This window comes from Photobacterium phosphoreum (genome assembly GCF_002954725.1).
GTDB classification, from domain to species: domain Bacteria; phylum Pseudomonadota; class Gammaproteobacteria; order Enterobacterales; family Vibrionaceae; genus Photobacterium; species Photobacterium phosphoreum.
The window spans coordinates 858,117-884,171 of the sequence record NZ_MSCQ01000002.1; the positions used below are offsets into that span (position 1 = coordinate 858,117).

The 26,055-nt window shown below is 37.6% G+C and carries 19 protein-coding genes and 1 pseudogene; 5 read left to right on the forward strand and 15 right to left on the reverse strand.

Annotated elements, in window-relative coordinates:
* Positions 1–3: 3 nt before the first annotated feature.
* From BTO21_RS15780 to katG, 10 genes are all read right to left on the reverse strand, one after another.
* On the reverse strand, positions 4–396 hold the full coding sequence (locus BTO21_RS15780; RefSeq protein WP_045028427.1) for a DUF2170 family protein: 393 nt from the start codon (positions 394–396) through the stop codon (positions 4–6).
* 403 nt (positions 397–799) lie between these two features.
* On the reverse strand, positions 800–1,564 hold the full coding sequence (locus tag BTO21_RS15785) for a TerC family protein (RefSeq protein WP_045028429.1): 765 nt from the start codon (positions 1,562–1,564) through the stop codon (positions 800–802).
* 202 nt (positions 1,565–1,766) lie between these two features.
* On the reverse strand, positions 1,767–2,279 hold the full coding sequence (locus BTO21_RS15790) for a GNAT family N-acetyltransferase (protein WP_045028432.1): 513 nt from the start codon (positions 2,277–2,279) through the stop codon (positions 1,767–1,769).
* 487 nt (positions 2,280–2,766) lie between these two features.
* The gene (locus BTO21_RS15795; RefSeq protein ID WP_105026906.1) at positions 2,767–3,135 is read right to left on the reverse strand and encodes a hypothetical protein; all 369 of its coding nucleotides are present in this window, start codon (positions 3,133–3,135) and stop codon (positions 2,767–2,769) included.
* A gap of 499 nt (positions 3,136–3,634) precedes the next feature.
* Positions 3,635–4,009 carry a hypothetical protein gene (locus BTO21_RS15800; RefSeq protein WP_105026907.1) on the reverse strand — a complete coding sequence of 125 codons (375 nt, stop codon included), beginning with the start codon at positions 4,007–4,009 and terminating at the stop codon, positions 3,635–3,637.
* 163 nt (positions 4,010–4,172) lie between these two features.
* On the reverse strand, positions 4,173–5,180 hold the full coding sequence (locus tag BTO21_RS15805) for a transposase (RefSeq protein ID WP_105026908.1): 1,008 nt from the start codon (positions 5,178–5,180) through the stop codon (positions 4,173–4,175).
* Positions 5,181–5,390: 210 nt separating this feature from the next.
* The gene (locus tag BTO21_RS15810) at positions 5,391–5,651 is read right to left on the reverse strand and encodes a Txe/YoeB family addiction module toxin (protein WP_045028354.1); all 261 of its coding nucleotides are present in this window, start codon (positions 5,649–5,651) and stop codon (positions 5,391–5,393) included.
* A complete protein-coding gene (locus BTO21_RS15815) occupies positions 5,648–5,899 on the reverse strand; it encodes a type II toxin-antitoxin system Phd/YefM family antitoxin (protein ID WP_045028353.1) in 252 nt (83 codons plus the stop codon). Before BTO21_RS15815 ends, BTO21_RS15810 begins: the two co-directional genes overlap by 4 nt.
* A gap of 421 nt (positions 5,900–6,320) precedes the next feature.
* Positions 6,321–7,688: a hypothetical protein gene (locus BTO21_RS15820; RefSeq protein ID WP_045028351.1), complete on the reverse strand. Its 1,368-nt coding sequence runs from the start codon at positions 7,686–7,688 to the stop codon at positions 6,321–6,323.
* A 996-nt stretch (positions 7,689–8,684) separates the two neighbouring features.
* The gene (gene katG, locus BTO21_RS15825) at positions 8,685–10,871 is read right to left on the reverse strand and encodes a catalase/peroxidase HPI (RefSeq protein WP_045028349.1); all 2,187 of its coding nucleotides are present in this window, start codon (positions 10,869–10,871) and stop codon (positions 8,685–8,687) included.
* A 415-nt stretch (positions 10,872–11,286) separates the two neighbouring features.
* On the opposite strand from katG, the gene mltC reads away from it, so the two are divergent.
* The gene (mltC, locus tag BTO21_RS15830; protein WP_045028348.1) at positions 11,287–12,435 is read left to right on the forward strand and encodes a membrane-bound lytic murein transglycosylase MltC; all 1,149 of its coding nucleotides are present in this window, start codon (positions 11,287–11,289) and stop codon (positions 12,433–12,435) included.
* A gap of 634 nt (positions 12,436–13,069) precedes the next feature.
* Here the strand turns inward: mltC and murQ are convergent.
* Positions 13,070–13,975, reverse strand: a complete 906-nt coding sequence (gene murQ, locus BTO21_RS15835; protein ID WP_045028346.1) for an N-acetylmuramic acid 6-phosphate etherase — start codon at positions 13,973–13,975, stop codon at positions 13,070–13,072.
* 90 nt (positions 13,976–14,065) lie between these two features.
* On the opposite strand from murQ, the gene BTO21_RS15840 reads away from it, so the two are divergent.
* From BTO21_RS15840 to hcp, 4 genes and pseudogenes are all read left to right on the forward strand, one after another.
* Positions 14,066–14,908, forward strand: a complete 843-nt coding sequence (locus tag BTO21_RS15840) for a MurR/RpiR family transcriptional regulator (RefSeq protein ID WP_045028344.1) — start codon at positions 14,066–14,068, stop codon at positions 14,906–14,908.
* Positions 14,909–15,120: 212 nt separating this feature from the next.
* Positions 15,121–19,038, forward strand: coding sequence for an AsmA family protein (locus BTO21_RS15845; protein WP_045028343.1), 3,918 nt, complete (start codon positions 15,121–15,123; stop codon positions 19,036–19,038).
* Between the two features lie 165 nt (positions 19,039–19,203).
* Positions 19,204–20,729: pseudogene (gene norR / locus BTO21_RS15850) on the forward strand (nitric oxide reductase transcriptional regulator NorR).
* A 189-nt stretch (positions 20,730–20,918) separates the two neighbouring features.
* Positions 20,919–22,580, forward strand: a complete 1,662-nt coding sequence (gene hcp / locus BTO21_RS15855; protein ID WP_045028341.1) for a hydroxylamine reductase — start codon at positions 20,919–20,921, stop codon at positions 22,578–22,580.
* A gap of 97 nt (positions 22,581–22,677) precedes the next feature.
* Here the strand turns inward: hcp and BTO21_RS15860 are convergent, their stop codons facing one another.
* The 4 genes from BTO21_RS15860 to luxG form a co-directional block, all read right to left on the reverse strand.
* Entirely contained in the window at positions 22,678–23,277 is a 600-nt protein-coding gene (locus BTO21_RS15860; RefSeq protein ID WP_045028339.1) for a GTP cyclohydrolase II, read from the reverse strand.
* A gap of 173 nt (positions 23,278–23,450) precedes the next feature.
* Positions 23,451–23,921 (reverse strand): 6,7-dimethyl-8-ribityllumazine synthase, encoded by a 471-nt coding sequence (gene ribH, locus BTO21_RS15865; RefSeq protein ID WP_065207663.1) that lies wholly within the window; start codon positions 23,919–23,921, stop codon positions 23,451–23,453.
* A 69-nt stretch (positions 23,922–23,990) separates the two neighbouring features.
* Positions 23,991–25,082 carry a bifunctional 3,4-dihydroxy-2-butanone-4-phosphate synthase/GTP cyclohydrolase II gene (gene ribBA, locus BTO21_RS15870; protein ID WP_045028338.1) on the reverse strand — a complete coding sequence of 364 codons (1,092 nt, stop codon included), beginning with the start codon at positions 25,080–25,082 and terminating at the stop codon, positions 23,991–23,993.
* A 255-nt stretch (positions 25,083–25,337) separates the two neighbouring features.
* Positions 25,338–26,042, reverse strand: coding sequence for a flavin mononucleotide reductase LuxG (luxG, locus tag BTO21_RS15875; RefSeq protein WP_045028335.1), 705 nt, complete (start codon positions 26,040–26,042; stop codon positions 25,338–25,340).
* Positions 26,043–26,055: the final 13 nt, after the last annotated feature.

The following is a 26,055-nucleotide window of genomic DNA, read 5'->3' on the forward strand; positions in this document are numbered from 1 at the left end:
GGACTATGCCTCGGTTAATAATGATTGGTACATATCAAGAAAGCCTTCAACATTCACAAATAATGTTGCTACTTCAATTAAAATGCTCTCTTGCTTAGATTGGCTACTCAAGCTACCAAATGCGATATAGTAATCATCACCCTCAACCGTATGAATCGAAATATTGGTTAATGGAAACATCTCATGCGTACGTAAAATCGTATCATTAAGCTTGGCAATATCAGCAACCATCGCCATTGGGAATAAAGGCGCTTCCACTAAAATTTGCTCGCCTGCAACCGCCAAATAAGCCGATACACCATCTTGATTACGAATAATAATTGTCTGATCCGTTTGCTCGATATTCCACTGATCATTTTTACTTAACATTTCAACTAATTGATCAACAGTCCACATATTCGTTTTTCCTTTGAGTTAATAATCAAAATATATTGATACATCATTATTAAATGGTATCAGAAACCAAACACTTCAAGTGCTATTATTTAATCAATTGGAATAATATTTAGCAAGATGAGAGGTTGTCCGATTTTCTTAGTGCACTCTTTATCTCAAAAAAGCAAAATAGTCAGCATTCACTATCGATAAAACCTAGGTATGATTTAACACTAATACTAATACGTATATTTAAAGAGCGTTTTCTACTTAAAAAATCGGTGTGTTTTATTTTTAGCAATGAGAAGATAGATGTGGAACAAGCGGGTTATATCGGGGTTTAATATTACTAGCGTTTTATTGCGGTTAAAACACTAATAGCGCCCATTTAGAATGAACGGTATTAGGCTATTTTATTTAAGGCTTACTTGGCTTTGATTGCCCAACCACAAGGCTGTGGATATACACGTCTAATTATTTTCTTATTCTGTTTTTTAAGCAAAATATGACAAGTTTCAATAATCAAACCAAAGGCCATCGCAAAATACACATATCCTTTGTTCAAGTGAATCGCAAAACCTTCTGCCATCAACATACCGCCTAGCATAACTAAGAACAATAGTGCCAATGTTTTCAAACCAGGATAACGCATCACGTAATCGTTAATTTTCTCAGCACACAGCACCATCACTACCGCTGACGCTAAAATAGCCGCAACCATTAGTGGTACTTCGCTGGTTAAACCAACCGCAGTGATCACCGAGTCCATTGAGAATACCGCATCGACTGCGACTATCTGCAATAGCACCAGTGCAATACCGGCTCTTACTGTACTTGCTTGTTGCTGATGAGCATGGCTAAAACACATCCATAATTCTTTTAAGCTTTTGGCTAATAAGAATGCACCACCACCAATCATGATCAGATCTCGTCCAGAAAAATCATAACTCAACACATTAATTAATGGTTGTGTTAATGACATTACCCAGCTAATAGAAAACACTAATCCGATACGCGCAGCAACTGCTAATGCAATACCTAAATTACGCGCCATTTTACGCTGATGTAATGGTAGACGTTCACAAAGTACAGAGATGAAGACAATATTATCGACGCCTAATACCACTTCAAGTGCAAATAGGGTCGCAAATATCATTAACGCTTCAGGTTGAAGAAATAACTCTAGCATTGAACAAACTCCATAGAAAAGGAGTTAGGAATTAAAGAACAACTCGTGGGGTCGTCCATATGTGTTTTGATACCTCAATAAAGAATGAGGCTGTATTTGAGCAGTAAATACAGTAAATGAAAACCTCTCAAATGTAACCAAATGTAATGGTTTTTTGCTGGGTCACGCTAAGGATATATATCATGAGAATCTTACCAAAGAGCTAATACACGCATCCTTTGAACTCTATAACCAACATTTCTGATAACTGTATCGATGGGTACGATTTAATCATACCTCCCTGATAAACAAATTGATTCCACTTACTTTGCTGTTTATCGAAATAGTAAATTGGGGCGGATAACGCATGATAACCAGAGCTTTGATAAACTTTCGGCTCATAGGCAAAAAGGAAAGAACAATCAACCCTAAGAGAAAGTAAATGACGGTCAATAGCTGCAAGTACAGCCTTACCTAAACCTTGCCCTCGACATTCAGAGCTCACAGCAATACCACCTACGATACCACCTTTGAAACATTTCTGATTTTGATACATTTCCCGATCATAGCCTAACCCACACGCACAAATACGCCCTGACTGCTCAATTACAACAGCACAACGAAACTCAGGGTTAATGTCAATATGACACTCACCATCAAATATTGACGACAAAAATAACTCTAGATCATCTTTGTACTCGTTGATTTCATCTAAAGTTATGACCGATAATTTCAAGGCTATCTCCATTCGCATCACGCCTGCATAACACGTTTATTACTATGCAATTATACTTAAAATTGACACCCTAAAACGAGAAACACCCGACAACCTGAGATGCCGAGTGTAGTAAATTGTGTTGATGCATTTGTTATATTTATTTCGCATAGCTAACTTTATTATTATTTAGGACAAGTTTCTTATTCTTCTGTAGCCTTAAGATTATTTCATTTACTTCTTTCTCTGATATACCGCCTTGAAATTGAAACATAGCATTAATTGAATTTAATAGTGAGGATCTTTTTGTCGGCTTTAATTTCAGGATTCTCTCCACGGCATAATCATAGTTATTTACTGTAGTACTTTTCGTATTTACTTTAATTGGTTCTTTTGCTGATTCCTTACGCTCAACTACGTCAGTTAACCTATTTATTGGGTGTTCAATTTCCTCTTATCCGTTATCTATTCATCACGTGATCGAGCCTAAAAGATATCAAAGAAAATGTTATACGAAATATTGCATCTTCTTTCTTGTTACTAAAAATAAAATCGTCCCCCCCATTAAACCAGATAATGATCCAATAAGCCCAAGACCAATATACAAATTTATTAAAACACCAAATATAACAACAATATAAAACCCATATATCGCTAGCTTTTTCCACATCCATATATTAATAGCTAAAAATACATTAAATAAGCATACAGATCCTAGTAGATAAGCTAATTCTAACGATATCTTTGGAAATGCTGTTATAATCATGTCTGGATTTACAAAATAAACAAATACAGAAAAAAGATTTGTGAGCATCATAAATACCAAAAATGCCGTTAACCAAAAACCGCGTTTTCTCTCTTTAATCACAGCTACCATTTAATTATCTCCCTCAGATTTTATCAAAACTCATAACAACTTATGGTATTAACAACTTGCCCGCATTTATTCTTTGAATACGTGCCGCATTTTTCTCGCAATAATACAAAAACATTATAAATCTGATGATTTATTACATTTAACATCAGATATAAATCACACAATGGGGATTCATCTTTTAGTTGCCTACTTATTACGAAGACAACGCGCTGATGGTAGATTCCCTATCGCGTTCGTAACCTCACTGTAGGGAATGACGGTGGATGGTTCGCATTCATTGTAAGCACAGAATTGTCAGGACAGCCAAATATTTTAGTTCTTAAATAGAGCCTCTAAAAAACAAACCATTCCACCAGCAACAAACTCTTTGATTATAAAAAATGCAGCTGAAGATTTAAATTCTTTGTTAAATCAATGCTATTTCCATATTTCAGGATCAACAAAACCCACAATCCTGACGGTTATTGCGGTATTTTCATCTCATACTAAGAATCTATGTCTAATTAGGATGTAACTGGTGACTCGCTGATTTCCCTTTGCACCAATGCCCACCTGCATGTTGTTTGAATGCACACATTCGGGACCATTTACCGCTTACATTGGCGTAATGTTCCATAAATTGTTCACTATGCTCAAGCCAAGCATCAAGAGTTATTCCCAATTGTTGCAAAATCTTTGGTTGGCTAGATCCAATAAACCCTTTTTTATCATTTCGAATACAGCGACCAGTCCAATCAATAAGTTCGAGATAATCGGCAAAAGCAAAGTTTATTCCGGCTGTTTTTTCCTGAGGTTCAGCACCAACAAAGGGTAATAATTGAAAATAATAATTGTCAGGACAGCCAAATATTTTAGTTCTTAAATAGCGCCCCAAAAAACAAACTATTCCACCAGCAACAAACTCTTTTACTATAAAAATTACGGCTTATTATTTACATTCGGTGTTAAATCAATGCTATTTCCATATTTCAGGATCAACAAAACCCACAATCCTGACGGTTATTGCGGTATTTTTATCTCATACTAAGAATCTATGTCTAATTAGGATGTAACTGGTGACTCGCTGATTTCCCTTTGCACCAATGCCCACCTGCATGTTGTTTAAATGCACACATTCGAGACCATTTACCACTTACATTGGCGTAATGTTCCATAAATTGTTCACTATGCTCAAGCCAAGCATCAGGAGTTATTCCCAATTGTTGCAAAATCTTTGGTTGGTTAGATCCAATAAAACCTTTTTTATCATTGCGAATACAGCGACCAGTCCAGTCAATAAGTTCAAGATAATCTGCAAAAGAAAAGTTTATCCCTGCTGTTTTTGCTTGATGTTCAGCACCAACAAAGGGTAATAATTGAAAGTGACCTTTATTTGATGGTGATTGTTTAGCGGAGGTTTTCGGTTGCTGATATTCACGAATGCGCTGCTGAATTGAAGTAAAATTTGATTGTTCGAGTGATGGTGTAACACCAGCCCTAATCGGATTTAAATCAACATACATCATGCACGATAATAATGCTTGTTCATCTAGCAATGCTTGAGATTTAAATCGTCCTTCCCAAAACGCCCCTTTACATTGATCTTCTTTATTGGCTTTTCGTGCGATTTCTTCATTAAGACAGCGCATAAACCAGCTAATACTGCCTAATCGTTGCTGCCATTCAGTCACTAGTTTTGATAATGCTTGTTGTTTATCTGCGCCTATTTGCCCTTCTTTTAAGAAATCGACCGCAATAGGATGACCATTAAATAACTGCAACCAACGCGATATTACCGCTTCTTGAGTTAGCTTTTGTTGTTGCTCTGTATCTATTTTTAGCACCAAATGATAATGGTTACTCATCACCGCATAAGCACAAACATCAATACAAAACACAGCAGCTAATTTTTTGATTTTATTTACTATCCAACCACGACGATGGTGATAGTTTTTGCCGTTATACGGATCATTACCACACAAATACGCACGACGTACACAACGATTAATTACATGATAAAAGGGCGTGATTTGAGGCTCTATCAATTTCCGTCTTGAGATTGTCATTTGTTTTACCATAAGCAACTTGAAGCTTAAGTGTAGTTACTCATGGTTTATGTGCAAGGATATGGCTGTCCTTTGTTATCTGTTATTCCCTTGATGATACTCTTGATGATATTCGCGATAATTACTTCTAAAGCGGGTCGGACTTGTTCAATACTTGAATAGGTGTCAGCTGCGTGACACATATCCTTTATCTATTAACTGCGCTTCAAATTAATAATGATAGCGACAGGAGATTACTGTCAAATGTACATCATTAACTACGTACACTAATCGGTTGGTGTCATCAATTCTACGTGACCAAAAACCTGCCAAATTTTCTTTCAATGGTTCAGGCTTACCAATACCGTCGAAGGGAGAACGCTTCGCATCAGTAATTAATCTATTGATGCGTTTCAGCGTTTTATTATCCTGACCTTGCCAATACAAGTAATCATTCCAAGCATCGTCAGTCCAAGCTAACATTCGACTCATTCAAGTAAACCTCTTTCCGTTACTTGACCGGCATTGTATTGAGCAATTGATTTGTTTAGATGAGCGGCATTAGCTGGAGAACGAGATAAATAAATCGTTTCCATTAGGCTATTATAATAATCCATAGACATTACAACGGCATCTTCAGAATCTCGACGAGTAATAATTGTGCAGTCAGCATCATTAACTACGCCATCAAGAACTGATTTAAGACCATTTCGAGCTTCAGTAAAAGAAACTATACGCATAATTACCTCTTTGTTGAGTTGTACTTAATATTGAACAAGTCTAACTCACTAAAACTGAAATGTACAATATATTGCACAGGTAACAAAGAGGCAGTTAGCGCCGCATTAAAGTGGGATCAGCACTTATCTATACTTTAAGCGAAGCGAAAACGGTAAGCGTTACAAATCACTCTTAAATGCTTTATTGAACGAAACCGCCTAATGCGTTAACTACTGATGATCTCAAGTGATACTTTGCTCAATTGATTAAAATCCATTCATGGAGCACCGTCGTAATGGATTGCAAAAGTTATGGGTGTCCTATGTTTTTACCACTATGTTTTTTTAGAATATAACGACTGTCATAAACGGCGCAAAACACACGGCTATACTTGAGCGAAGCGAAAATACCGTGTGTTTGGAGTCCGATTTGATGGCTTTGTTAGTTTTTTGATGCATAAAACTGTTGCTGTTCCCCGCATTTGGTACATAGAAGCGTTAAAGAGTTTTTGTCCGTTTTAATTATGATATCTACTGAACCACAAATTACACAACTAGTGTCTTTGCTGCTTTCTTTTGTTGATTTAGAACTATCAAACATCTTATATAACTCATTATTCCAAAGAACTTCTGGAGACTTATAGAATGCAATATCGTCACCACCACCGATGACAAAATCAAATAACACAATGTTTAACTGAGACCGTTCAGTACTATAAGTACGATTATACTTATAAACGTCCCACCCTTCATTGCTAGCTCTTGTCGCCAAATATAAGATCTTGCTTGGGATCGTATTTACCGCATGTTTGCGACTCTCCGCTTTACCCTTTGCATAAAATAAGTGAGCATTTTCTGTTGCTTTCTTTATAAAATAGTATATTTCTGACACAGAAAACTCATTAAGGATTTCTTTTATAACTTCGTTTGTTTTCTTTGGAGCCTCAGGTAATTGAAGTTGTTCTAGGCAAACATCTAAATATGTTACAACTTCTTCTTCAGCTAGCCTAAATACTAGCTCCTTGAGGTCCTCTTCCCACTCAATCTGTATACCATCGCGTAACTCAACATAAACTAACTTGAATAATTCTCCGAGGCTTAACCTATTAGAACCATCTAGTGAAACATTAACAACCCAAAGTACATCTCGATAATAGAATGATTTAAAGTCGTCTGAGGAATCAAACGCCGAAAAAGGAGAACTTGGATCCACAGCAATCGCACCATCGCGGTGTAACTTTAAAATAATTTCATTGTCGAAATCAGATGTGGGAGATAAATCCACGGCACTGCCAGAATTATTCAACGACTTAATATGATTAAGATCTGACTCTGATTGCATTAAAAACAGGGATAACAAATAGCACTTATGACTAAACGATAGCTTTAAATAACTAAGCATAGCCTTTTTATCAAGGTTATACTCTTGAGAAATTTTCTCAAGATCTGCGGCTAGTTTTGCTCTAACGGCTTCAGCTCTTTTCTCAGAACACGGTAAGCAATTACACTCAAGTGGTCTGTTGTAATGATGACCTTCCTTATGATTGCACTCTATACAAAAGTATTCCATAGAGTATGAGCTGCCCGACTTGCTTTTTCGTTTATAAAATAAAGGCAAAGCACAATATGCACATTCAAGTGATTCATGTATAACAGGTGGAAATAACGACACTAATTTATTAGGATGAGCATCTATCCCATATTCTTCCATGAGCTCTTGGTTTTTCTCACCCGAAATGTACCTTTCGTATAGCTCTTCAAGTTCCTCTAAAGTTAAGTGCTTAACTTCTTCAGCCAATTTGATTTTCATGAGATAGCACCATTAACCATTGATATAATGGGGGATTTTAAATTTTTCACGTTCACAGAGCTCGTAAAAAAACTAACAACTTATTATATTAACAACTTGCCCGAATTTGTTCTTTGAACATGCGCCCGTATTTATCTTTTCATAATATAAAAAGTATTATAAATCAGATACATTTTTAGTTATTAATCCCGATAACCATCACAAAATCGGGCACTTACCTTTTAGTTTTTAGTTTTTAGTTTTTGGTTTTTAGTTTTTGGTTTTTAGTTTTTGGTTTTTAGTTTTTGGTTTTTGGTTTTTGGTTTTTGGTTTTTGGTTTTTCTACTAATAGTCATCACAGTGCAAAAGATCTAAAACTTCAATATCGATATTATTTAATATTTCAACACGCTGAGAGTAGATTCCCTATCGCCCTCGCGGGCATTCACTGTAGGGAATGACGGTGGATGGTTCGCATTCATTGTAGGCAAGGATGTCGGGGGGAAGTTTGGTCGTCATAGTAGAAAATAGCTGGGATATTTATATTTACTGTGCCACTGACATTAAAAATGTCAGCGGAAATGGTCACTCTACAACGCGCTGATAGTAGATTCCCTATCTCGTTCGTAACCTCACTGTAGGGAATGACGGTGGATGGTTCGCATTCATTGTAGGCAAGGATGTCGGGGAGAAGTTTGGTCGTCATAGTAGAAAATAGCTGGGATATTTATATTTCCTGTGCCACTGAGCATTAAAAATGTCAGCGGAAATGGTCACTCTACAACGCGCTGATGGTAGATTCTCTATCGCCCTCGCGGGCATTCACCGTAGGGAATGACGATGGATGGTTCGCATTAATTGTAAGCAAAAAATGTCGGGGGAAGTTTGGTCGTTATAGTAGAAAAATAACGGGGTTGAAGTAGTAATGGTCAAATAACGCCCATAAAAAAAAGAGGCGCTGATAATCAGCGCCTCTCATTAAATATTATCGAGTAGTGATACTACCGAGTTGTAACCTTATTTTTTAAGGTCAAAACGGTCAGCGTTCATTACTTTAACCCATGCATTGATAAAGTCATTAGTGAACTTCTCTTCAGCATCAGCACAAGCATATACTTCAGCAATTGCACGTAGTTGAGAGTTAGAACCAAATACTAAGTCAACACGTGTTGCCATCCACTTCTGCTTGCCTGTCTTACGATCAGTACCTGCGAAGATATCTTGGTCAACAGAGGTTGGTTTCCATACTGTTGCCATATCTAGTAAGTTTACAAAGAAATCATTGGTTAATGTTTCTTTACGGTCAGTGAATACACCGAACTCACTACGCTGGTAGTTAGTATCAAGAACACGCATACCACCAATTAACACTGTCATTTCAGGCGCTGTTAGCGTTAGTAATTGTGCGCGGTCAAGAAGTAATTCTTCTAGTGCTACTGTGTATTTTGCTTTTTCAAAGTTACGGAAGCCATCAGCGATAGGCTCAAGTACAGAGAAAGAATCAACATCAGTTTGTGCTTGAGTTGCATCAGCACGACCTGCTGTAAACGGTACAGATACATCGTTGCCAGCTTTTTTAGCTGCCATTTCAATACCAACACCACCAGCAAGTACGATTAAGTCAGCAAGAGACACTTCTTTTGCAAAGTTAGCCTTAATGCTTTCAAGTACGGTTAATACTTTATCAAGCTGAGCTGGCTCGTTCACTTCCCAATCTTTTTGAGGCGCTAAACGAACACGTGCACCGTTAGCACCACCACGCATATCAGAACCACGGAATGTTGATGCTGATGCCCATGCTGTAGACACTAATTCGTGTACAGATAAGCCAGATTCTGCGATTGCTTCTTTCAATGTTGCAATATCTGCATCATTTACAAGATCATATTCAACTGCAGGGATCAGATCTTGCCAGATGAACTCTTGAGTTGGAATTTCAGAACCCAAGTAACGAGCACGAGGACCCATATCACGGTGAGTTAGTTTGAACCAAGCGCGAGCAAATGCTGCTGCGAATTGTTCTGGATGCTCATAGAAACGACGTGAAATTTCTGCATAAACAGGATCAACAAGTAATGATATATCTGTTGTTAGCATTGTACCTTTATGCATACCTTCACCGAAGGCATCTGGGTATTCATCACGGCCGTCTTTAGCTATCCATTGGTGTGCACCTGCAGGGCTCTTCTCTAGTTCCCACTCATGGCTGAATAAGCTATGGAAGAAACCTGTGTGGTTCCATTCTGCTGGCGTTGTTGTCCAAGTAACTTCAAGGCCACTTGAAATAGTATCAGCAGCATTACCGCTACCGTAGCTTGAAGACCAACCTAAACCTTGTTCTGCAATACCTGCAGCTTCTGGTTCTGCACCAACATGTGCGGCATCACCAGCACCGTGGGTTTTACCAAATGAGTGACCACCAGCGATCAATGCAACAGTTTCTTCATCATCCATTGCCATACGAGCAAATGTTTGACGAATATCATCAGCAGCTAGTAGTGGATCAGGGTTACCATCTGGACCTTCTGGGTTTACATAGATTAGACCCATTTGAACAGCAGCTAACGGATTTTCTAGCTCACGAACTGCGTCATCTTTTTCATAACGAGTATCATCAGCTAACCATGTTTTTTCTTTACCCCAATAAACATCTAGCTCTGGTTCCCAGATATCAACACGACCACCAGCGAAACCGATAGTTTCAAAGCCCATTGATTCTAAAGCAACGTTACCAGTAAGAATGATTAAGTCAGCCCAAGAGATTTTATTGCCGTATTTTTGTTTGATAGGCCAAACTAAACGACGTGCTTTATCAAGGTTAACGTTATCAGGCCAGCTGTTTAGTGGCGCAAAACGTTGGTTACCAGTACTTGCACCACCGCGACCATCAGAAGTACGGTAAGTACCTGCGCTGTGCCATGCCATACGAACAAAGAAAGGACCATAGTGACCAAAGTCTGCTGGCCACCAATCTTGAGAATCAGTCATTAAATCACGAAGATCTTGTTTAACCGCTTCTAGGTTTAATGTTTTAAACGCTGCTGCATAATCGAAATCATCACCCATTGGGTTTGATTTAGCATTATGTTGGTGCAATAAACCTAACTTAAGCTGATTTGGCCACCAATCACTTGGAGAGGTACCATTACCTGGGTTAATTGAAGGATTAACCGCTTGCGTATGATTAAATGGGCACTTTGACATTATTATTATCCTAATTGTTCGTATGATTATTGATAATCACTAAATATCATTCTGGTTATAAACATAGCCTAATAAAAAAATATAGTAACGTTCTTTTTATGGGTAAATTTAAAATCTAATTCTTTAAATATATCCACTGTTACTAGCAGGCTCGTTTATTCGTTAGGCTTAATTTATAGCACTTCAACAAATAAAGATAATATTAGTTTTCTATTAGTTCAATAGACCATATCTATTAAACAATTATGACGATAAATTATTCTTATCGTCATAATTAATAAAATTATTAACATCTAAGGGAGTAGCTTAGGTAAAATAGTTTTTTATAATCAATGACTTTATCTGTGCTACAGATCACAAATCTATTATTGATGTTTCAAAACAGATTCATGGTTCATAATAATTAGGGATAATAATGAAAAAGGCTTGGCTCGCGATCACTACTTGTTTATTAACGGTATCATGTTCATCATCACCAACACCTGATTGTATATATAATTGTGCGCCATCGACGAATGTGAGTGATAGCAATATAAATAACAACAACCATCTAAATGGTAATAATAATCATATCGCTCTTACAGAAACACAACGTCAGGCATTATTAAAATATTTTGAGAGCCAAGTAAAAAAGCAATGGGGTGACGATGATTATTTACAAGCAGGTAAACACCGCTATGTGAAATATTTTGATGGTTATCGTACTCGTGCCCATATTGATTTTGATAATGGTAAGATATATGTCTCAACTGTTGCCAATTATGCTCCCCAAGGCACACTTAAAAAGGCGATTGAAGAAACATTGCTTATGCCAGCCGATCCATCACAAGTAGATCTATTTAGTGACCAATCAGTTCCACTCAGTAATAAGCCCTTTTTATTAGGTCAAGTTAAAGACCATCAAAACCAAAATATTCAATGGCCTTGGCGAGCTGGAAAATATGCTGATTATCTTATAGCCAATAAATTAAAAACCAAAAAACTCCAACAAGGTACTGCGTATTATGTTGAAATTGATATGGTTGATGATCATCTTGAACAACGTGAATATCAATATGCAGATATCATTCGCCAAGCAGCTAAACGTTATGATATTGATGAAGACTTAATTTACGCCATCGTCAAAACAGAAAGTAGCTTTAACCCTTATGCCGTTAGCCATGCAGGCGCTTATGGCTTAATGCAGGTTATTCCTAAAACGGCGGGTGCCGATGTGTTTAATCTGGTAAAAAATAAGCCCGGTATTCCAACCAAAGAATATTTATTTAATCCTGCCAATAATATTGATACTGGCGCAGCCTATTTCTATATTTTAAAAAATCGTTACCTAAAAGAAGTTCAACACTCAACAACCAAACATTACACCATGATTTCTGCTTACAATGGTGGTACTGGTGGTGTATTAGCGACCTTTGATCCAGATAGAAAGCAAGCAATGAAAGATATTAATCACTTACAACCTAATCAGGTTTATTGGGCATTAACCAATAAGCACCCAAAAGAAGAAGCTCGGCGTTATTTAGAAAAAGTGCTCAACTTTCAAAAAGAATTTGAATCAATGTAATTTAATTAAGCCGTTCTATAACGGCTTTTTAATACAACCGTGGGAATGTAAAATTAAACTATTACACACTGAAAAAACCCAGTAGCATAATAACCAATTTTAGTTATTTAGCGAAAAAATGCTGGGTCACACTTTATTATTATTAATAAAACAAAACTATTTAAAAATAAATAACCAGTCATATCTATTATACTAACGGACACCACACTTAAAGATAAAGCTTAAATATATCAATAGTATAAATAAAAAATAACAATATAGTACTTATATTAAAAGCATTCATTTTAATTAACTATTAACTAATGGCTTATAGTTATTTAAATGACCCTGTCCCAAAATCTATTTTAATATGACACAACCATAACAATAAACTCACTGTCGCTGTATACTGTATTAAACTACTCTTTCTGAAAAATGTTTTGGATCATGTATGCCCTCTTTATTAGTATTATTCACTCTATCTTCACTCGCACTGATTATTTCTCTACGTTTATGTCGATTTAATGATAGTCCTAACCAACAATCGGCAATACGCTACCACCATAAAAAAATATAACAATAATGTTATGTAATACATAAAAACACACATCATCCGTTGGTGTGTGTTTATAAATAATATTAACAACAATATTACCTAGCGATTTTTTACAATTGCAGCTCGAATATAGCCTTTATTTTGCTGTAAAAGTGCAGTTGCAGCGACATTATCAATCCCAGTTAATATCATCACAATAGCGGTTTTGCAGTGCCCATTACATGCTGTTAATGCTATTTCTGCTTGTTGACGATCACACTCAGTCGCTTGCATGACAATCTGTTTCTGACGCTCAACCAATTTGGCATTAGTTGCTTCAACATCCACCATCAAATTGCCATAAATCTTACCAATACGGATCATTGCCCCTGTTGTTAGCATATTAAGCACTAATTTTTGCGCAGTACCCGCTTTCATTCGAGAAGATCCTGTCACCACTTCAGCACCCACAACCGGCGTGATCACAATATCAGCCGCCGCAGTCATAGAACTTTGTGGATTACAGCTTACACATGCAACGGTGGCATTGATTGAACGCGCATAAGCCATTGCCCCTAATACATACGGGGTGCGACCACTTGCGGCAATCCCAACCAACACGTCCCTGGCGGAAAAATTGATCGTTTTTAAATCTTCAGCGCCCATCTCTGCGTTATCTTCAGCATTTTCAACTGCTTTTAGAATAGCCTGATGCCCGCCTGCGATTAAGCCCACCACTTGCTCTGGTGCACTACCATATGTCGGTGGACACTCACTCGCATCAAGAATACCTAAACGCCCAGATGTCCCAGCACCGATATAAATTAACCGTCCACCATTTTGAAAGGCATTCGCAATCGCATCGACGGCTTGTGCAATCGCAGGTAATGTTTGCTCTACCGCTAAAGCGACTTTTTTATCTTCATCATTGATGACTTTTAGCATGTCAATCGTGGTTAGCATATCGATTGCTTGACTGGCATTGTTGCGACTCTCAGTCACTAATTCCGTTAAATCAATTTTCATGGTAGCTCTCTAAAATAAACGATGAGTAGTAACAGGATACTGTCATATTTTTGTTATGATAACGGCATAACCTTTTCATACATAAAATCTATGACGATTATTGCTAAAATTGCCAACATAAAACCACAACTGTCACCCAGTGCGCAAAAAATTGCCGCCTTCATATTGCAGCAACCCGCATCCATCGTATCATTATCTTCTCTCCAACTGGCACAGCAAGCGAACGTGGGTCAGTCAAGTATTGTTAAATTCACCCAACAACTTGGTTTTAGTGGTTTTCTGGCTTTCAAAGTTGATCTAAAAGAAGAATTAACTCGCCAACAAGCAATCGGTAATGATCCTCAGCAACTACAAAACCAAATTAGCGATAGTGATACGTTAATAACTATTGCACAAAAATTAGCCCATCAAAAAACGGATGCTATTATTGAAACCACAAAGGCCATTGATGAAAATAATTTCAATAATATTATAAAGTTATTTTATTGCGCACAACGTATTCAGCTGATCGGTTATGGTCATTCGGTCGCGATTGTTAACGATTTTAGGTCTAAATTACTGACACTCGGGATGACTGTCATTACCGAACAAGATAATCAGTTCCAAATTGCAATCGCGAATACTCTCCGATCAGGTGATATTCAATGCCATATTTGTAATAATAGTTACCATCAAGACAGCTTACTTACTGCGCAGAATGCAATAACAAATGGTGCCACAATTGTCGCTTTAACCACTTCTGAAATGAGCCCATTACGACAATTGGCACACTTTACACTTGATACACTAGCCATAGAAACATCAATTCAGATCCAAGATCAGCCCGACAATGATTCCATTGCATCACAGGCAGCACAGCAAACGTTAACCGATCTCTTGTTTATTGCTTTAGCGCAATTAAAAGTAACCACCAATAAGAATAACAATGCATAGATTTTCATAAAAAAAGCATGTTCAATGTGTTTATAGCAATGAAAATACGAAAAACGAATGGAACCACAGACATTGCTGAATGTCACACTGTATACTAGCTACCATAACCTACAGCACCAGCGATAACTATAAGCCAGGTAAAATATGACCATTTTACTGATAATCACTGCTGGATTTATCTTTCATGACCACGGATAGAAACTGAATAAGTAATGACTCAAGATACCCCCAACACCACCCCCAATGTCGGCAAAAAAAAGACATTAAAAAAAGTGGCATTATGGACACTCATTGCACTATTAACGCCTGTCATCACCGTCTCTGGTGTACTGGCTTATGGTGTTAAACTTGATTTAAGTGCTCATCGTAATGAAATTAATCAATGGTTAACAAAAAGCCTTGATCGCAAAACTGACATTAAAGGTAATATGGCGTTAACGCTGTCTTTTAGCCCTGAAATTGAGTTAAGCGATGTCACTATTGCTAATCTTAAATCAATGCCATGGCAACCGATGTTCACGTCAGGTTATATTGCGGCCAAAATTTCGGTATTACCACTACTGCAAAACACCCTTAAAATTGATTATCTTAATCTGAAAGATATTTCTCTAAATCTATTACGTGATCAGCAAGGTAATGAAAACTGGGTATTTAATAAGCACCCCGCACCATCAAAAACATCGTCTTCATCTGCATTTAAGCTGATATTAAGTAATAATATCAATGCAGACAAAGTTCGTGTTGACTATGAAGACCAAACTACAAATGCGTATTACAGCGGTTACCTCGATCACCTTGCCCTGACAAAACCTGATAAATGGCTCTTAGTCGCTAAAGGTGATGCTATGGGCAGTGAATATGATCTTTCACTGACAGGCGACTTACAGAAACTGATTAATAATCAACATGGTCAATTATTTGCGAAAGGCAGTTTTGCTGGGGCTGAATTAGATGTTGATGCCAACATTACCCCTTTCAATAGCGGTGATGATTCGACGGCTAATATCAGTTTACATTGGAATAATACCAACCAAATTGCCAATCTGTTGGATATCGATTTACACCATGTTGCACCGTTATCAATAACCACAGAATTGACGGCCTCTAATAAGGGCTTTGCTTTTAAAGATATTCAAGTTCGTAGCCCTATTACGACGGCCAATGGGCATGTTAACGTTAGTTTTGCCCAAGGTGCTCAGCCATTAAATATCATTGATGGTAAATTAGATATTCCCGAAATCGATCTTCGCCCATGGTTACAGCCACAACCACAAATGATGCGTGGCACCATGTATGCGGCGGCACCACAACAATCGCCACTGCAAAAAGCGTTAGATCAATGGTTAGTAAAAACCCGTACCCATTTCGCCTTAACCATTGGTGAGATTAAAGGGCTCGGTACGCCTGTTAACACTATTTCGCTTAATATTGATGGTGAAAAAGGCAAATTATCAGCACCAATGGCGGCAAACATTGCCAATGTTGCATTCAAAGGTAATGCCAGTATTGATGCCACCGAGTGGACGTCTAAAGTTGACGTAACGTTGGGCGCAAAAGATTCATCATTAGGTGAAATGGCAGGCTGGATTTCAGGCTTACCTAATGCGACTGGTCATCTTAAAAATGCGCAACTGCAATTAACAACCGAAGGCACAAAATTACAACAATGGTTAGATAACAGCCAGCTTGGTCTTACCATTAATGATGCCAATGTCGACTGGGGCGCTAAAGCCTCATTTGCGATTGATAAAGCAACTATCCACTCAGGCATGGAGCAACCTTTTAGCTCACATGTAAGTGGTAAGATAATGAAAATCCCCGTTACAATTACTGCCAAAGCGGGCACATTGTCTGACATTATTAATCATCGTGATTGGTCGCCATCATTGCACTTTGCAAGCCCTGTCATTGATATCAAAGCGCAAGGAAAGTTAGTCAATACTGACTGGAAAAAAGGTAGCTGGTTTGATGTTAATGTCCACAGTAACGATGCTGGAAAACTGAGTCCATGGTTAGGTACTCGTGCTTCAATGCATGGCAAAATCAACTTCAAAGGCAAGCTCACTAATACAGGTGAATGGCTTGATCTTGATATTCCCAATGTGACACTGCTAAACAGTCAGGGAAAAATAAATTTACAGTGGCGACCACAACATGACCGCCAGTTTTTAAAACTTAACAGTCAATTTAATACCCTTGATTTTACCCAGTTAAGCCAGTTTGTTGATAAAGCAGCGTTACCGAAAGTGGAGCAAACAGTACCCACTCAAGGGGTAAATCTTGATGTGCCTATTCTAAGTAATAAAGTCGTTATTGCTGATGCCGATGTCAATTTACATGTCAATAAAATGCTGTGGGCGCAGCAGCAAGTTGATGATATGGCGTTTAAAGGCAAAGTGCGCGATGGCAAATTAAGCACATCACCGTTTAGTGCCCGTTATGCTGGAAGTGTTTACCGTGGTGATATTGCGTTTGATATTAATAATCAGACCATTCATTCACAATTACATTTAGCAGTAAATAAGCCTGATATTGGGCGAATTTTACACCAATTTGATATTGTTAATAATCTTAGTATGAGTCTCGATAGTGCCAAACTCGCGGTATCGTTATCAGGTAGGACTCTGTTAGAGTTAATGGAACAAGCAAAAATTGATGCCCAACTCAATGGCGGTCAATTAAAACTGGCAGATACTTACACTGGCAAAGCCTTTAATATTATCCTTAACCAAGGTCATTTTGTTACCGGCCCAGAGACAGCAACACACCTTACTCTTGATGGACGAGCGGCAAATAAACCCGTTGCGATCACCCTTGATTCGGTGTCATTAAAACAAGCCAATGATGGTCGTCAATCTATTCCTGTTAAACTTAATGCCAATATTGGTGATATTGCCTTTAATGCTCAATCACAGGTTGTATTACCGATTGATCCTAAAAAACTCAACCTTACCTTTGAAGCAACCACGCCCAACTTAAACCGTTTTGATAACTTTACTGGGATCAAATTACCGCCTTATGGGCCAGTTAAAGTTGCCGCATCATTATCAATGGACAAAATTGGTTATCACCTGCGTGACATGCTAATCAATGTCGGTAGCAGTACCCTTAAAGGTCATGGTGATTTCTTACCTCCACTTAAAGGGGATGGTCGCCATCGTCCCGATGTGAAAGTAGTCCTTAATGCGCCTTTTATTCAAATCAATGATTTCAAGCTAAAAAACTGGCAAGCATGGCTACCTGAAAACCAAAAATCGAATAAGATTATTGCCTCTAAAAATAAACCCGTGGACGTTATCAGTCCTCAAGGCTTAAATTTACTTAATGCCGATTTTAAACTTAACGTCGGTAATGTACGCTCAGGTAAAGATTGGTTGGGTGCAGGTAAATTAGATTGGACCTTAAACAATGGTCTATTAACGCTGAAACCATTACACATTCAATTACCCGGTGGTGATATCAATATTGATGGTTCTGTTGCGCCTAAAGGTGATAAATTTGCGATCAAACTTAATGGACTGGTGAAAAATTTCGACTACGGTATTATCGCGCGTCGTATTGATCCCAAAACCGATATGCACGGTAAAATCAGTGCCAAATTTGACCTAACCAGTCTTGCCAATACGCCGGAAAGCCTAATGAATAATGCCAATGGTTTTATTGGATTTGCCGCTTGGCCTAAAGCTTTTCAAGCAAACGTAATTGACCTATGGGCGGTCAGTTTAGCGGATGCAGTGTTACCTACATTTACCACTAAAGATAACTCAGTGCTTAATTGTATTGCTGGCGGGTTTAATGTTAATAATGGCAACATAAAGCAACGAGACCTACTGCTTGATACCTCACGTATTCAAGTTCATGGCGCTTTTGATGCCAGCTATAAAAACCGTGACTTTAATTTGTATTTATCACCACAATCAAAAAAAGCACAGATTTTTAGCTTACAAACCCCTGTCGAAGTCCATGGTACTTTTGAGAAATTTAATCTTGAAATACCCTTATCGGCGATCTTTGCAACCTCAGTCAGGTTTACGACAAGCCCTGTTGTTGCGCCACTACAATGGTTATTTGAAAAACCAATAGCCGCTAATGGTAGCGCTGAATGCCAGCGAATTTGGCAAGCGCAATAACAAATTAACCCCCCTAAAAATTAAAAGATAAATTAAAAGATGGATTTCAGATCCATCTTTTTTTTATCTTTTATTGTTCTTAAATAAAGAATCATGCCTCTCACTGTGATGTGATAAAGACATCAATATTGCTGACATAAAATAAATCACAGTCGCTAGGTTATTATGAATTCAAAACTCAATAATGTATTACTTAATATCGCCCTTAATCTCAGTGCAAATCTCGCCAGTGATCAGCATTATCAACACTTAATTGATGGCATCGACCAAGTATTTCCTTGCGATGCGAGTGCGTTGTTTGTACTTGATAAACAAGGCTTATTAATTCCCGTTGCGGTTAAAGGTTTATCACCTGCGATACTCGGTCGACGTTTTTTCCCTCAAGCGCATCCCCGTTTACAAGCCATAATGGCCAGTAAACACCCAGTAAGATTTGATGCTGATTGCGCCCTGCCCGATCCCTTTGACGGGATCTTATTAAATGAAGATCAAGCGATTGATATTCATGATTGTCTTGGCTGTAGTCTCTATGTTGAAGGACAACTTGTTGGTGTACTGACGCTAGATTCACTAACAGTAGGAGCATTTGATCATATAGAAACCGTTGCTATTGAAACCTTTGCCGCTCTAGCTGCGGCAACATTACGTAATATTGCCCAATTTAATGCCCTTAAAGATCAAAACAAAAAGCAAAAGTCACTCACAAATACGTTGATCCAACAGGCGCGTTCACAACAAGGTGAAATGGTTGGTATTAGCCAAGCAATGCAACGACTACGGACTAATATTGCCACTGTCGCAAAATCTGATTATGCGGTACTAATCAGTGGTGAAACAGGCACAGGTAAAGAGCTGGTCGCCCATGCTCTACATGCTCAATCTGCACGTGCCGACACACCAATGATTTATATTAACTGTGCGGCACTGCCTGAAGGATTAGCTGAAAGTGAACTGTTTGGGCATGTAAAAGGCGCATTCACGGGTGCGAATAGCCATCGAGCGGGAAAATTTGAATTAGCCGATGGTGGCACCTTATTTTTAGATGAAATTGGCGAATTACCGCTACTTTTACAAGCAAAATTATTACGTGTGATCCAGCAAGGTGAACTGCAACGGGTTGGCAGTGATCAACATTTACACGTTAATGTACGTATTATCGCCGCCACCAACCGTCAGCTAGAAACAGAAGTCGAACTCGGTCGCTTTCGCGCTGATTTATACCATCGTCTTAATGTCTTCCCTATCTTTGTGCCATCATTACGTGAGCGTTGTGATGATATTCCCGTTCTCGCCGGTTATTTACTAGAAAAAGTACGCCATCAATTTAATTTACCTAATCTACATATTCATCCAAAAGTATTGCACATGCTAGAAGCAAAGCCATGGCCGGGTAATATTCGTGAATTAGAACATACACTAACCCGCGCAGCATTACGTGCTATACAAGATGAACAAAAGACCATTACTCATCACTATTTTGACTTACCACCAACTAATGATGTTAAAAACATATCACCACTTTTTTCCCTGAACAATCGCAACCGATGCGGCAATTAGTCGAAGATTATCAAAAACAGTTAATTGAGCACACGCTTGAAAAAACAAACAAAAACTGGTCAAAATCGGCTGAATTTTTACAAATGGATCGCGGCAATCTCTATCGAATGGGAAAAAAGTTAGGTATCAATTAAATATTAAATAGCAGAACCATCAAACTAATGATGTCATATTCACAACAATTACGATGTATTTATAACATCATCAATAAACGAGTATTAAAATAAACCCATAAAAACAACAATATAAAAAGTGGCATAGTTAATGCTAAGTAGCGATTAGATAATATTTATAATTAGATAATCAAACGCTGGAGATTTTTAATGTTCTGTATTCAATGTGAACAAACCCTTGAAGCGCCAAAGAAAAAAGGCTGTGCTTATGCCGCAGGTATGTGTGGTAAAACCGCTGAAATTTCAGATCTACAAGATGTATTAGTTTACACGCTACAAGGGGTATCATATTGGGCAGATCTTGCTCATCAATTTAATATTATTGATGATGTAATCAATCATTGGGCACCACGTGCATTCTTCGCCACCTTAACCAATGTTAACTTTGATCGCGATCGTATCTTAGCGCTGACCCATCTTGCTGCAAGTTATAAGGCACGCCTAAAACAAGCGGTTATTACTGCGATGACACTGACACAACAGTCATTACCGCCCCTACCAGCCGTGGCTGAATTTGAATTACCACAAAATATTGATGCTATCTTAGCGTTTGCGCCACAAGTAGCCGTTAACCGCGGTTATGAAACCATTAATGAAGATGTGATTGGTTTACGTTTATTGTGTCTATATGGCCTCAAAGGCGCGGCGGCTTACATGGAGCATGCGCGTGTCTTAGAACAAACAGACAATGCTATTTACGCCCAATACCATCACATCATGGGCTGGCTAGGCACCGATCCAACCGATCTGAATGCCTTACTTGAATGCTCAATGGAAATTGGTCTAATGAACTACAAAGTGATGGAGATGCTTGATTTAGGCGAAACCAACACCTTTGGTCACCCAGTACCCAGTCAAGTTAACGTTAAACCGGTTCAAGGCAAATGTATTTTAGTTTCAGGTCATGACTTACACGATCTTGAAAAAATATTGCAACAAACTGAAGGTAAAGGCATTAATGTTTACACTAATGGTGAAATGTTACCTGCTCACAGCTACCCTGAACTGAAGAAATACCCTCACCTAGTCGGTAACTACGGTAGTGCTTGGCAGAACCAACAGCTTGAATTTGCTAATTTCCCTGGCGCAATCGTAATGACATCAAACTGCCTAATTAACCCTAATGTGGGCCACTATGCCGATCGTATCTTTACTCGCAGCATTGTGGCATGGCCAGATGTAGTACACATTGAAGACGATAATTTTACTCAAGTGATTGATTGTGCATTAGCATTAGACGGCTTTAAGCACACTGAAATCGAACATATGATCACTATCGGTTTTGGCCGTAATGCATTAATGAATGCAGCACCCGCGGTTATCGATCAAGTTAAACAAGGCAATATCAGCCACTTCTTCCTTGTTGGCGGTTGTGACGGCGATAAAGCAGAACGTAGTTACTTTACGGATTTTGCCGCACAAGTACCTCAAGACTCACTGATCTTAACCTTAGCTTGTGGTAAATATCGCTTTAATAAAAATAACTTTGGCGACATTAATGGTATTCCACGACTACTCGATGTGGGTCAATGTAATGATGCTTATTCCGCGATTCAGTTAGCACTCGCATTAGCGAAAGAGTTTGATTGTGGTATTAACGAATTACCGCTGACGTTAGTGCTATCTTGGTTTGAACAAAAAGCAATTGTGATCCTACTGACCTTATTTGCTCTTGGAGTTAAAGGTATTTACACCGGCCCAACGGCACCTGTATTTTTAACTGATAATCTATTGGCTATTATTGCCGAAAAATTCGATATGCGTTCAATCTCAACCCCAGAGGCCGATCTTAAAACTATTTTAGGCGCGTAACTTTAACTTTATTCGTATTCTTTATAAATAAAATAAGCCTCGTCAACAGAGAGGCTTATTTTATTCATTGCAACAATCAATATTTATTATTCGTTATTCATTTGTCAAAATTAAAACGATGATGACCATAAGATGCTTTGGTTTTTAAATAGCCCTCGTTGCCATCTTTTAAATGAACGTTAGTTCCAACAACTTCTACAATATTTATACCGTTTTGTTGTAAATCAAAAATTTTCTTAGGATTGTTCGTCACTAAATGTATATTCTGAATACCAAGAGCAGTAAGCATTTGAGCTGCTTCAGAAAACTCTCGTAAGTCGTCATCAAAACCTAAATAATTATTCGCTTCATAAGTATTCATTCCTTGACTTTGTAGCTTATAAGCATCGATCTTATTATAGAGCCCAATACCGCGACCTTCCTGACGCAAATATAAAATAATACCACCTTGCTCAGTCATTTTTTCAATAGTTTCAACTAACTGCTCTCCACAATCACAGCGTGATGAATGAAAAACATCGCCCGTTAAACACTCAGAATGCATACGAACTAAAGGAACCAATATTTTATCTGCTTCTTTAAAAATAAGTGCTATATGTTCTTTTCCCGATTCAAGACCATTAAACGAAAGCAACTCGGCAGGAATATCACTATTAATACCCACGTTTAAAGGTACTCTTTCCCTAACATTGACCATAATATTCCTAAATATTTCCATGTGAAATAAAGAAGTATTTATTCTCTTTCGATAACAACAAACTTAATCAACGAATATGACTAATATTCATTACTTAATAACTATTCGGTATTGTATTTATAAACGAGTGTAATTAAACACTCGTAACTTAATTTTAATAAACCGTTATATAGTTAAGATTCAACTTGAGCCAAAACATTAACCATCTCAAGTACACTTAATGCAGCCTCTGCACCTTTATTTCCCGCTTTAGTGCCAGCACGTTCAATCGCTTGTTCAATTGAATCAACAGTCAACACACCAAAAGCAACTGGAATATTATAATCTAATGCGACTTGCGCAAGACCTTTATTACATTCACCAGCCACATATTCAAAATGCGGTGTACCACCTCGAATAACAGCACCTAAAGCTATAATTGCATCATAACGATCAGTTTTGGCCGTAAACTGGGCAACAAGAGGTAACTCATAAGCTCCAGGGCAACGAATTATAGTAATATTATCATCGCTAACTTGACCTTGACGTTGCAACGCATCAAGCGCGCCAGATAATAAACTGTCATTAATAAAACTATTAAAACGTGCAATTACAATAGCAACTTTAGCATTAGGTGCTACGGTGGCACCTTCAATTAGCTTCATGGGTACTCCTATAATATTTATAATTAATTTTAGTATAAATAACGGCTAGTCTTATTACTGTATCGAAACTTAATCACACACATACTCAACTATTTCAAGACCGAAACCAGATAATGAATGATAAAGCTGACGACTAGATGATAATAAACGCATTTTTCTAACGCCAAGATCTGATAATATTTGCGAACCTAATCCAACCTGACGTGATTGACTATTAATCACTGGCGTTTCTTGATTACCCAAAGCTAGATTCTGAATTTTACTGATTACAATTTCAGGATCTTCTGGTTTAGTTACTATAACAAGAACGCCATTTTCAGAACTAATACGACTCATCGCGGCGGGTAATGTCCATCGATTCGATCCTGTTTGCAGAATATCTTTAAATGTATCTTGTAAATGCACTCGCACTAAGGTTTGAGAATTCGGCTCAATATTACCTTTTTGTAGCGCATAATGAATTTGATGATTAATTTTATCTCGATAAGTGATCATATTGAATTCACCATATTCAGTCTTCAATTTACACTCAGAAATACGTTCAATCATGGTTTCATATTTATTTCGATATTCAATAAGATCAGCGACAGTACCTAACCTTAAGCCATGCTTATTAGCAAAGACTTCTAACTGCGGCCGTCTCGCCATCGTACCGTCATCATTCAATATTTCAACAATAACACTGGATGGCTCTAATCCTGCTAATCGCGCGACATCACAACCAGCTTCAGTATGGCCTGCGCGAGTTAATACACCGCCATCTTGAGCCATTAATGGAAAAATGTGTCCAGGCATAACAATATCTTCCGATGTCGCCATTGCCGCTACAGCCGCTTGAACAGTGCGCGCTCTATCTTTTACTGAAATACCGGTTGTAACCCCAGAAGCCGCTTCTATAGAAAGAGTAAACGGGGTTGCAAATTTATCGGTATTGTTCTTCACCATCAAAGGTAATTTTAATTGCAGGCAACGGGCTTTGTTTAATGTCAGACAAATTAAACCACGACCGTAAGTTGCCATAAAATTTATTGCTTCAGGCGTGATTTTATCTGATGCAATAATAAGATCGCCCTCATTTTCACGATCCTCATCATCCATTAATATAACCATTTTCCCTTGGCGAATATCCTCAATGATTTCTTGGGCTGTACTTAACGTCATAATCATTCCTTTATTATTTCCTATTGAATAAAAATTACTGAAGTTACAGGTAATATCTTATTAATATTTTTCAAAATCCCTAACAAACATATCAAAAACTTGAACTTAACGTTAATTACAAATTTAGTAATAACTCTATTTATTGAGAGAATAATAATATTACAAACCAAAAAATAGAGTTAAAAATCAATTCATATAAATATAACCTCATAGCGAATTTAAAGTTTTTTTAATTTTTATTAACTTAAATTAAGATCACATATATGCAAAAGCATCAGCAAACATTTTATCAGCATTCGCTTTTTTAAGTGATGTTAATTTTTCTCGAACACTATAAGTCATGCCTTGAGGGCCGCAAACATAAATATCAAAATCTGATAAATCACAAAAATCTTCTATTATTGCATCAATAACATTACCTTTTTTTCCATACCAACTATTATCAAAGTTTTCTAGAACAGGCACGTATTTAACATTACTAAAGTCGCTAGAAAGTGTTTTTAATTGAGTGTCTGCATATAATAAATCAATATTATTAACTCCCCAGTAAACATAAATAGAACGAGGTAAATTCCTATTTACACAATTACTAAGAATACTATTGATATATGATAGTCCTGTACCTCCAGCAATAAGTAATAATGGCGAATTACTGCCCTCACGTAACCAAGCATTACCATGAGGTGCATCTATTTGTATGTCATCGCTATTCACAAAAGCATCTACAAAGTAAGAAATAGATTTAACTGCTGTTTCTTTTACCGAACTTCCAACATGTAACTCTATAAGCTCATTACATGTTGGACAATTAGCAATTGAAAAAGGTAATTTTTTACCATCTAAATACGCTAAAACATATTGCCCAGCTTTGAAATTGAGACACTTATCAGGCTTAATAAATACTTTAAAAATATTACATTCAGAAGCTTCAATTTTAATTATTTTACAATTTAAAATCATACATCTTCCTTAT

Bases quoted from the DNA above. Each gene is read 5' to 3' on its own strand.
- BTO21_RS15820 (WP_045028351.1), bottom strand. From the start codon at position 7,688: ATGAAAATCAAATTGGCTGAAGAAGTTAAGCACTTAACTTTAGAGGAA.
- BTO21_RS15860 (WP_045028339.1), bottom strand. From the start codon at position 23,277: ATGGTCAATGTTAGGGAAAGAGTACCTTTAAACGTGGGTATTAATAGT.
- katG (WP_045028349.1), bottom strand. From the start codon at position 10,871: ATGTCAAAGTGCCCATTTAATCATACGCAAGCGGTTAATCCTTCAATT.
- luxG (WP_045028335.1), bottom strand. From the start codon at position 26,042: ATGATTTTAAATTGTAAAATAATTAAAATTGAAGCTTCTGAATGTAAT.
- ribBA (WP_045028338.1), bottom strand. From the start codon at position 25,082: ATGACGTTAAGTACAGCCCAAGAAATCATTGAGGATATTCGCCAAGGG.
- BTO21_RS15805 (WP_105026908.1), bottom strand. From the start codon at position 5,180: ATGACAATCTCAAGACGGAAATTGATAGAGCCTCAAATCACGCCCTTT.
- BTO21_RS15840 (WP_045028344.1), top strand. From the start codon at position 14,066: ATGACGATTATTGCTAAAATTGCCAACATAAAACCACAACTGTCACCC.
- BTO21_RS15785 (WP_045028429.1), bottom strand. From the start codon at position 1,564: ATGCTAGAGTTATTTCTTCAACCTGAAGCGTTAATGATATTTGCGACC.
- BTO21_RS15780 (WP_045028427.1), bottom strand. From the start codon at position 396: ATGTGGACTGTTGATCAATTAGTTGAAATGTTAAGTAAAAATGATCAG.
- hcp (WP_045028341.1), top strand. From the start codon at position 20,919: ATGTTCTGTATTCAATGTGAACAAACCCTTGAAGCGCCAAAGAAAAAA.
- BTO21_RS15815 (WP_045028353.1), bottom strand. From the start codon at position 5,899: ATGCGTATAGTTTCTTTTACTGAAGCTCGAAATGGTCTTAAATCAGTT.
- murQ (WP_045028346.1), bottom strand. From the start codon at position 13,975: ATGAAAATTGATTTAACGGAATTAGTGACTGAGAGTCGCAACAATGCC.
- BTO21_RS15795 (WP_105026906.1), bottom strand. From the start codon at position 3,135: ATGGTAGCTGTGATTAAAGAGAGAAAACGCGGTTTTTGGTTAACGGCA.
- ribH (WP_065207663.1), bottom strand. From the start codon at position 23,921: ATGAAGCTAATTGAAGGTGCCACCGTAGCACCTAATGCTAAAGTTGCT.
- BTO21_RS15845 (WP_045028343.1), top strand. From the start codon at position 15,121: ATGACTCAAGATACCCCCAACACCACCCCCAATGTCGGCAAAAAAAAG.
- mltC (WP_045028348.1), top strand. From the start codon at position 11,287: ATGAAAAAGGCTTGGCTCGCGATCACTACTTGTTTATTAACGGTATCA.
- BTO21_RS15810 (WP_045028354.1), bottom strand. From the start codon at position 5,651: ATGAGTCGAATGTTAGCTTGGACTGACGATGCTTGGAATGATTACTTG.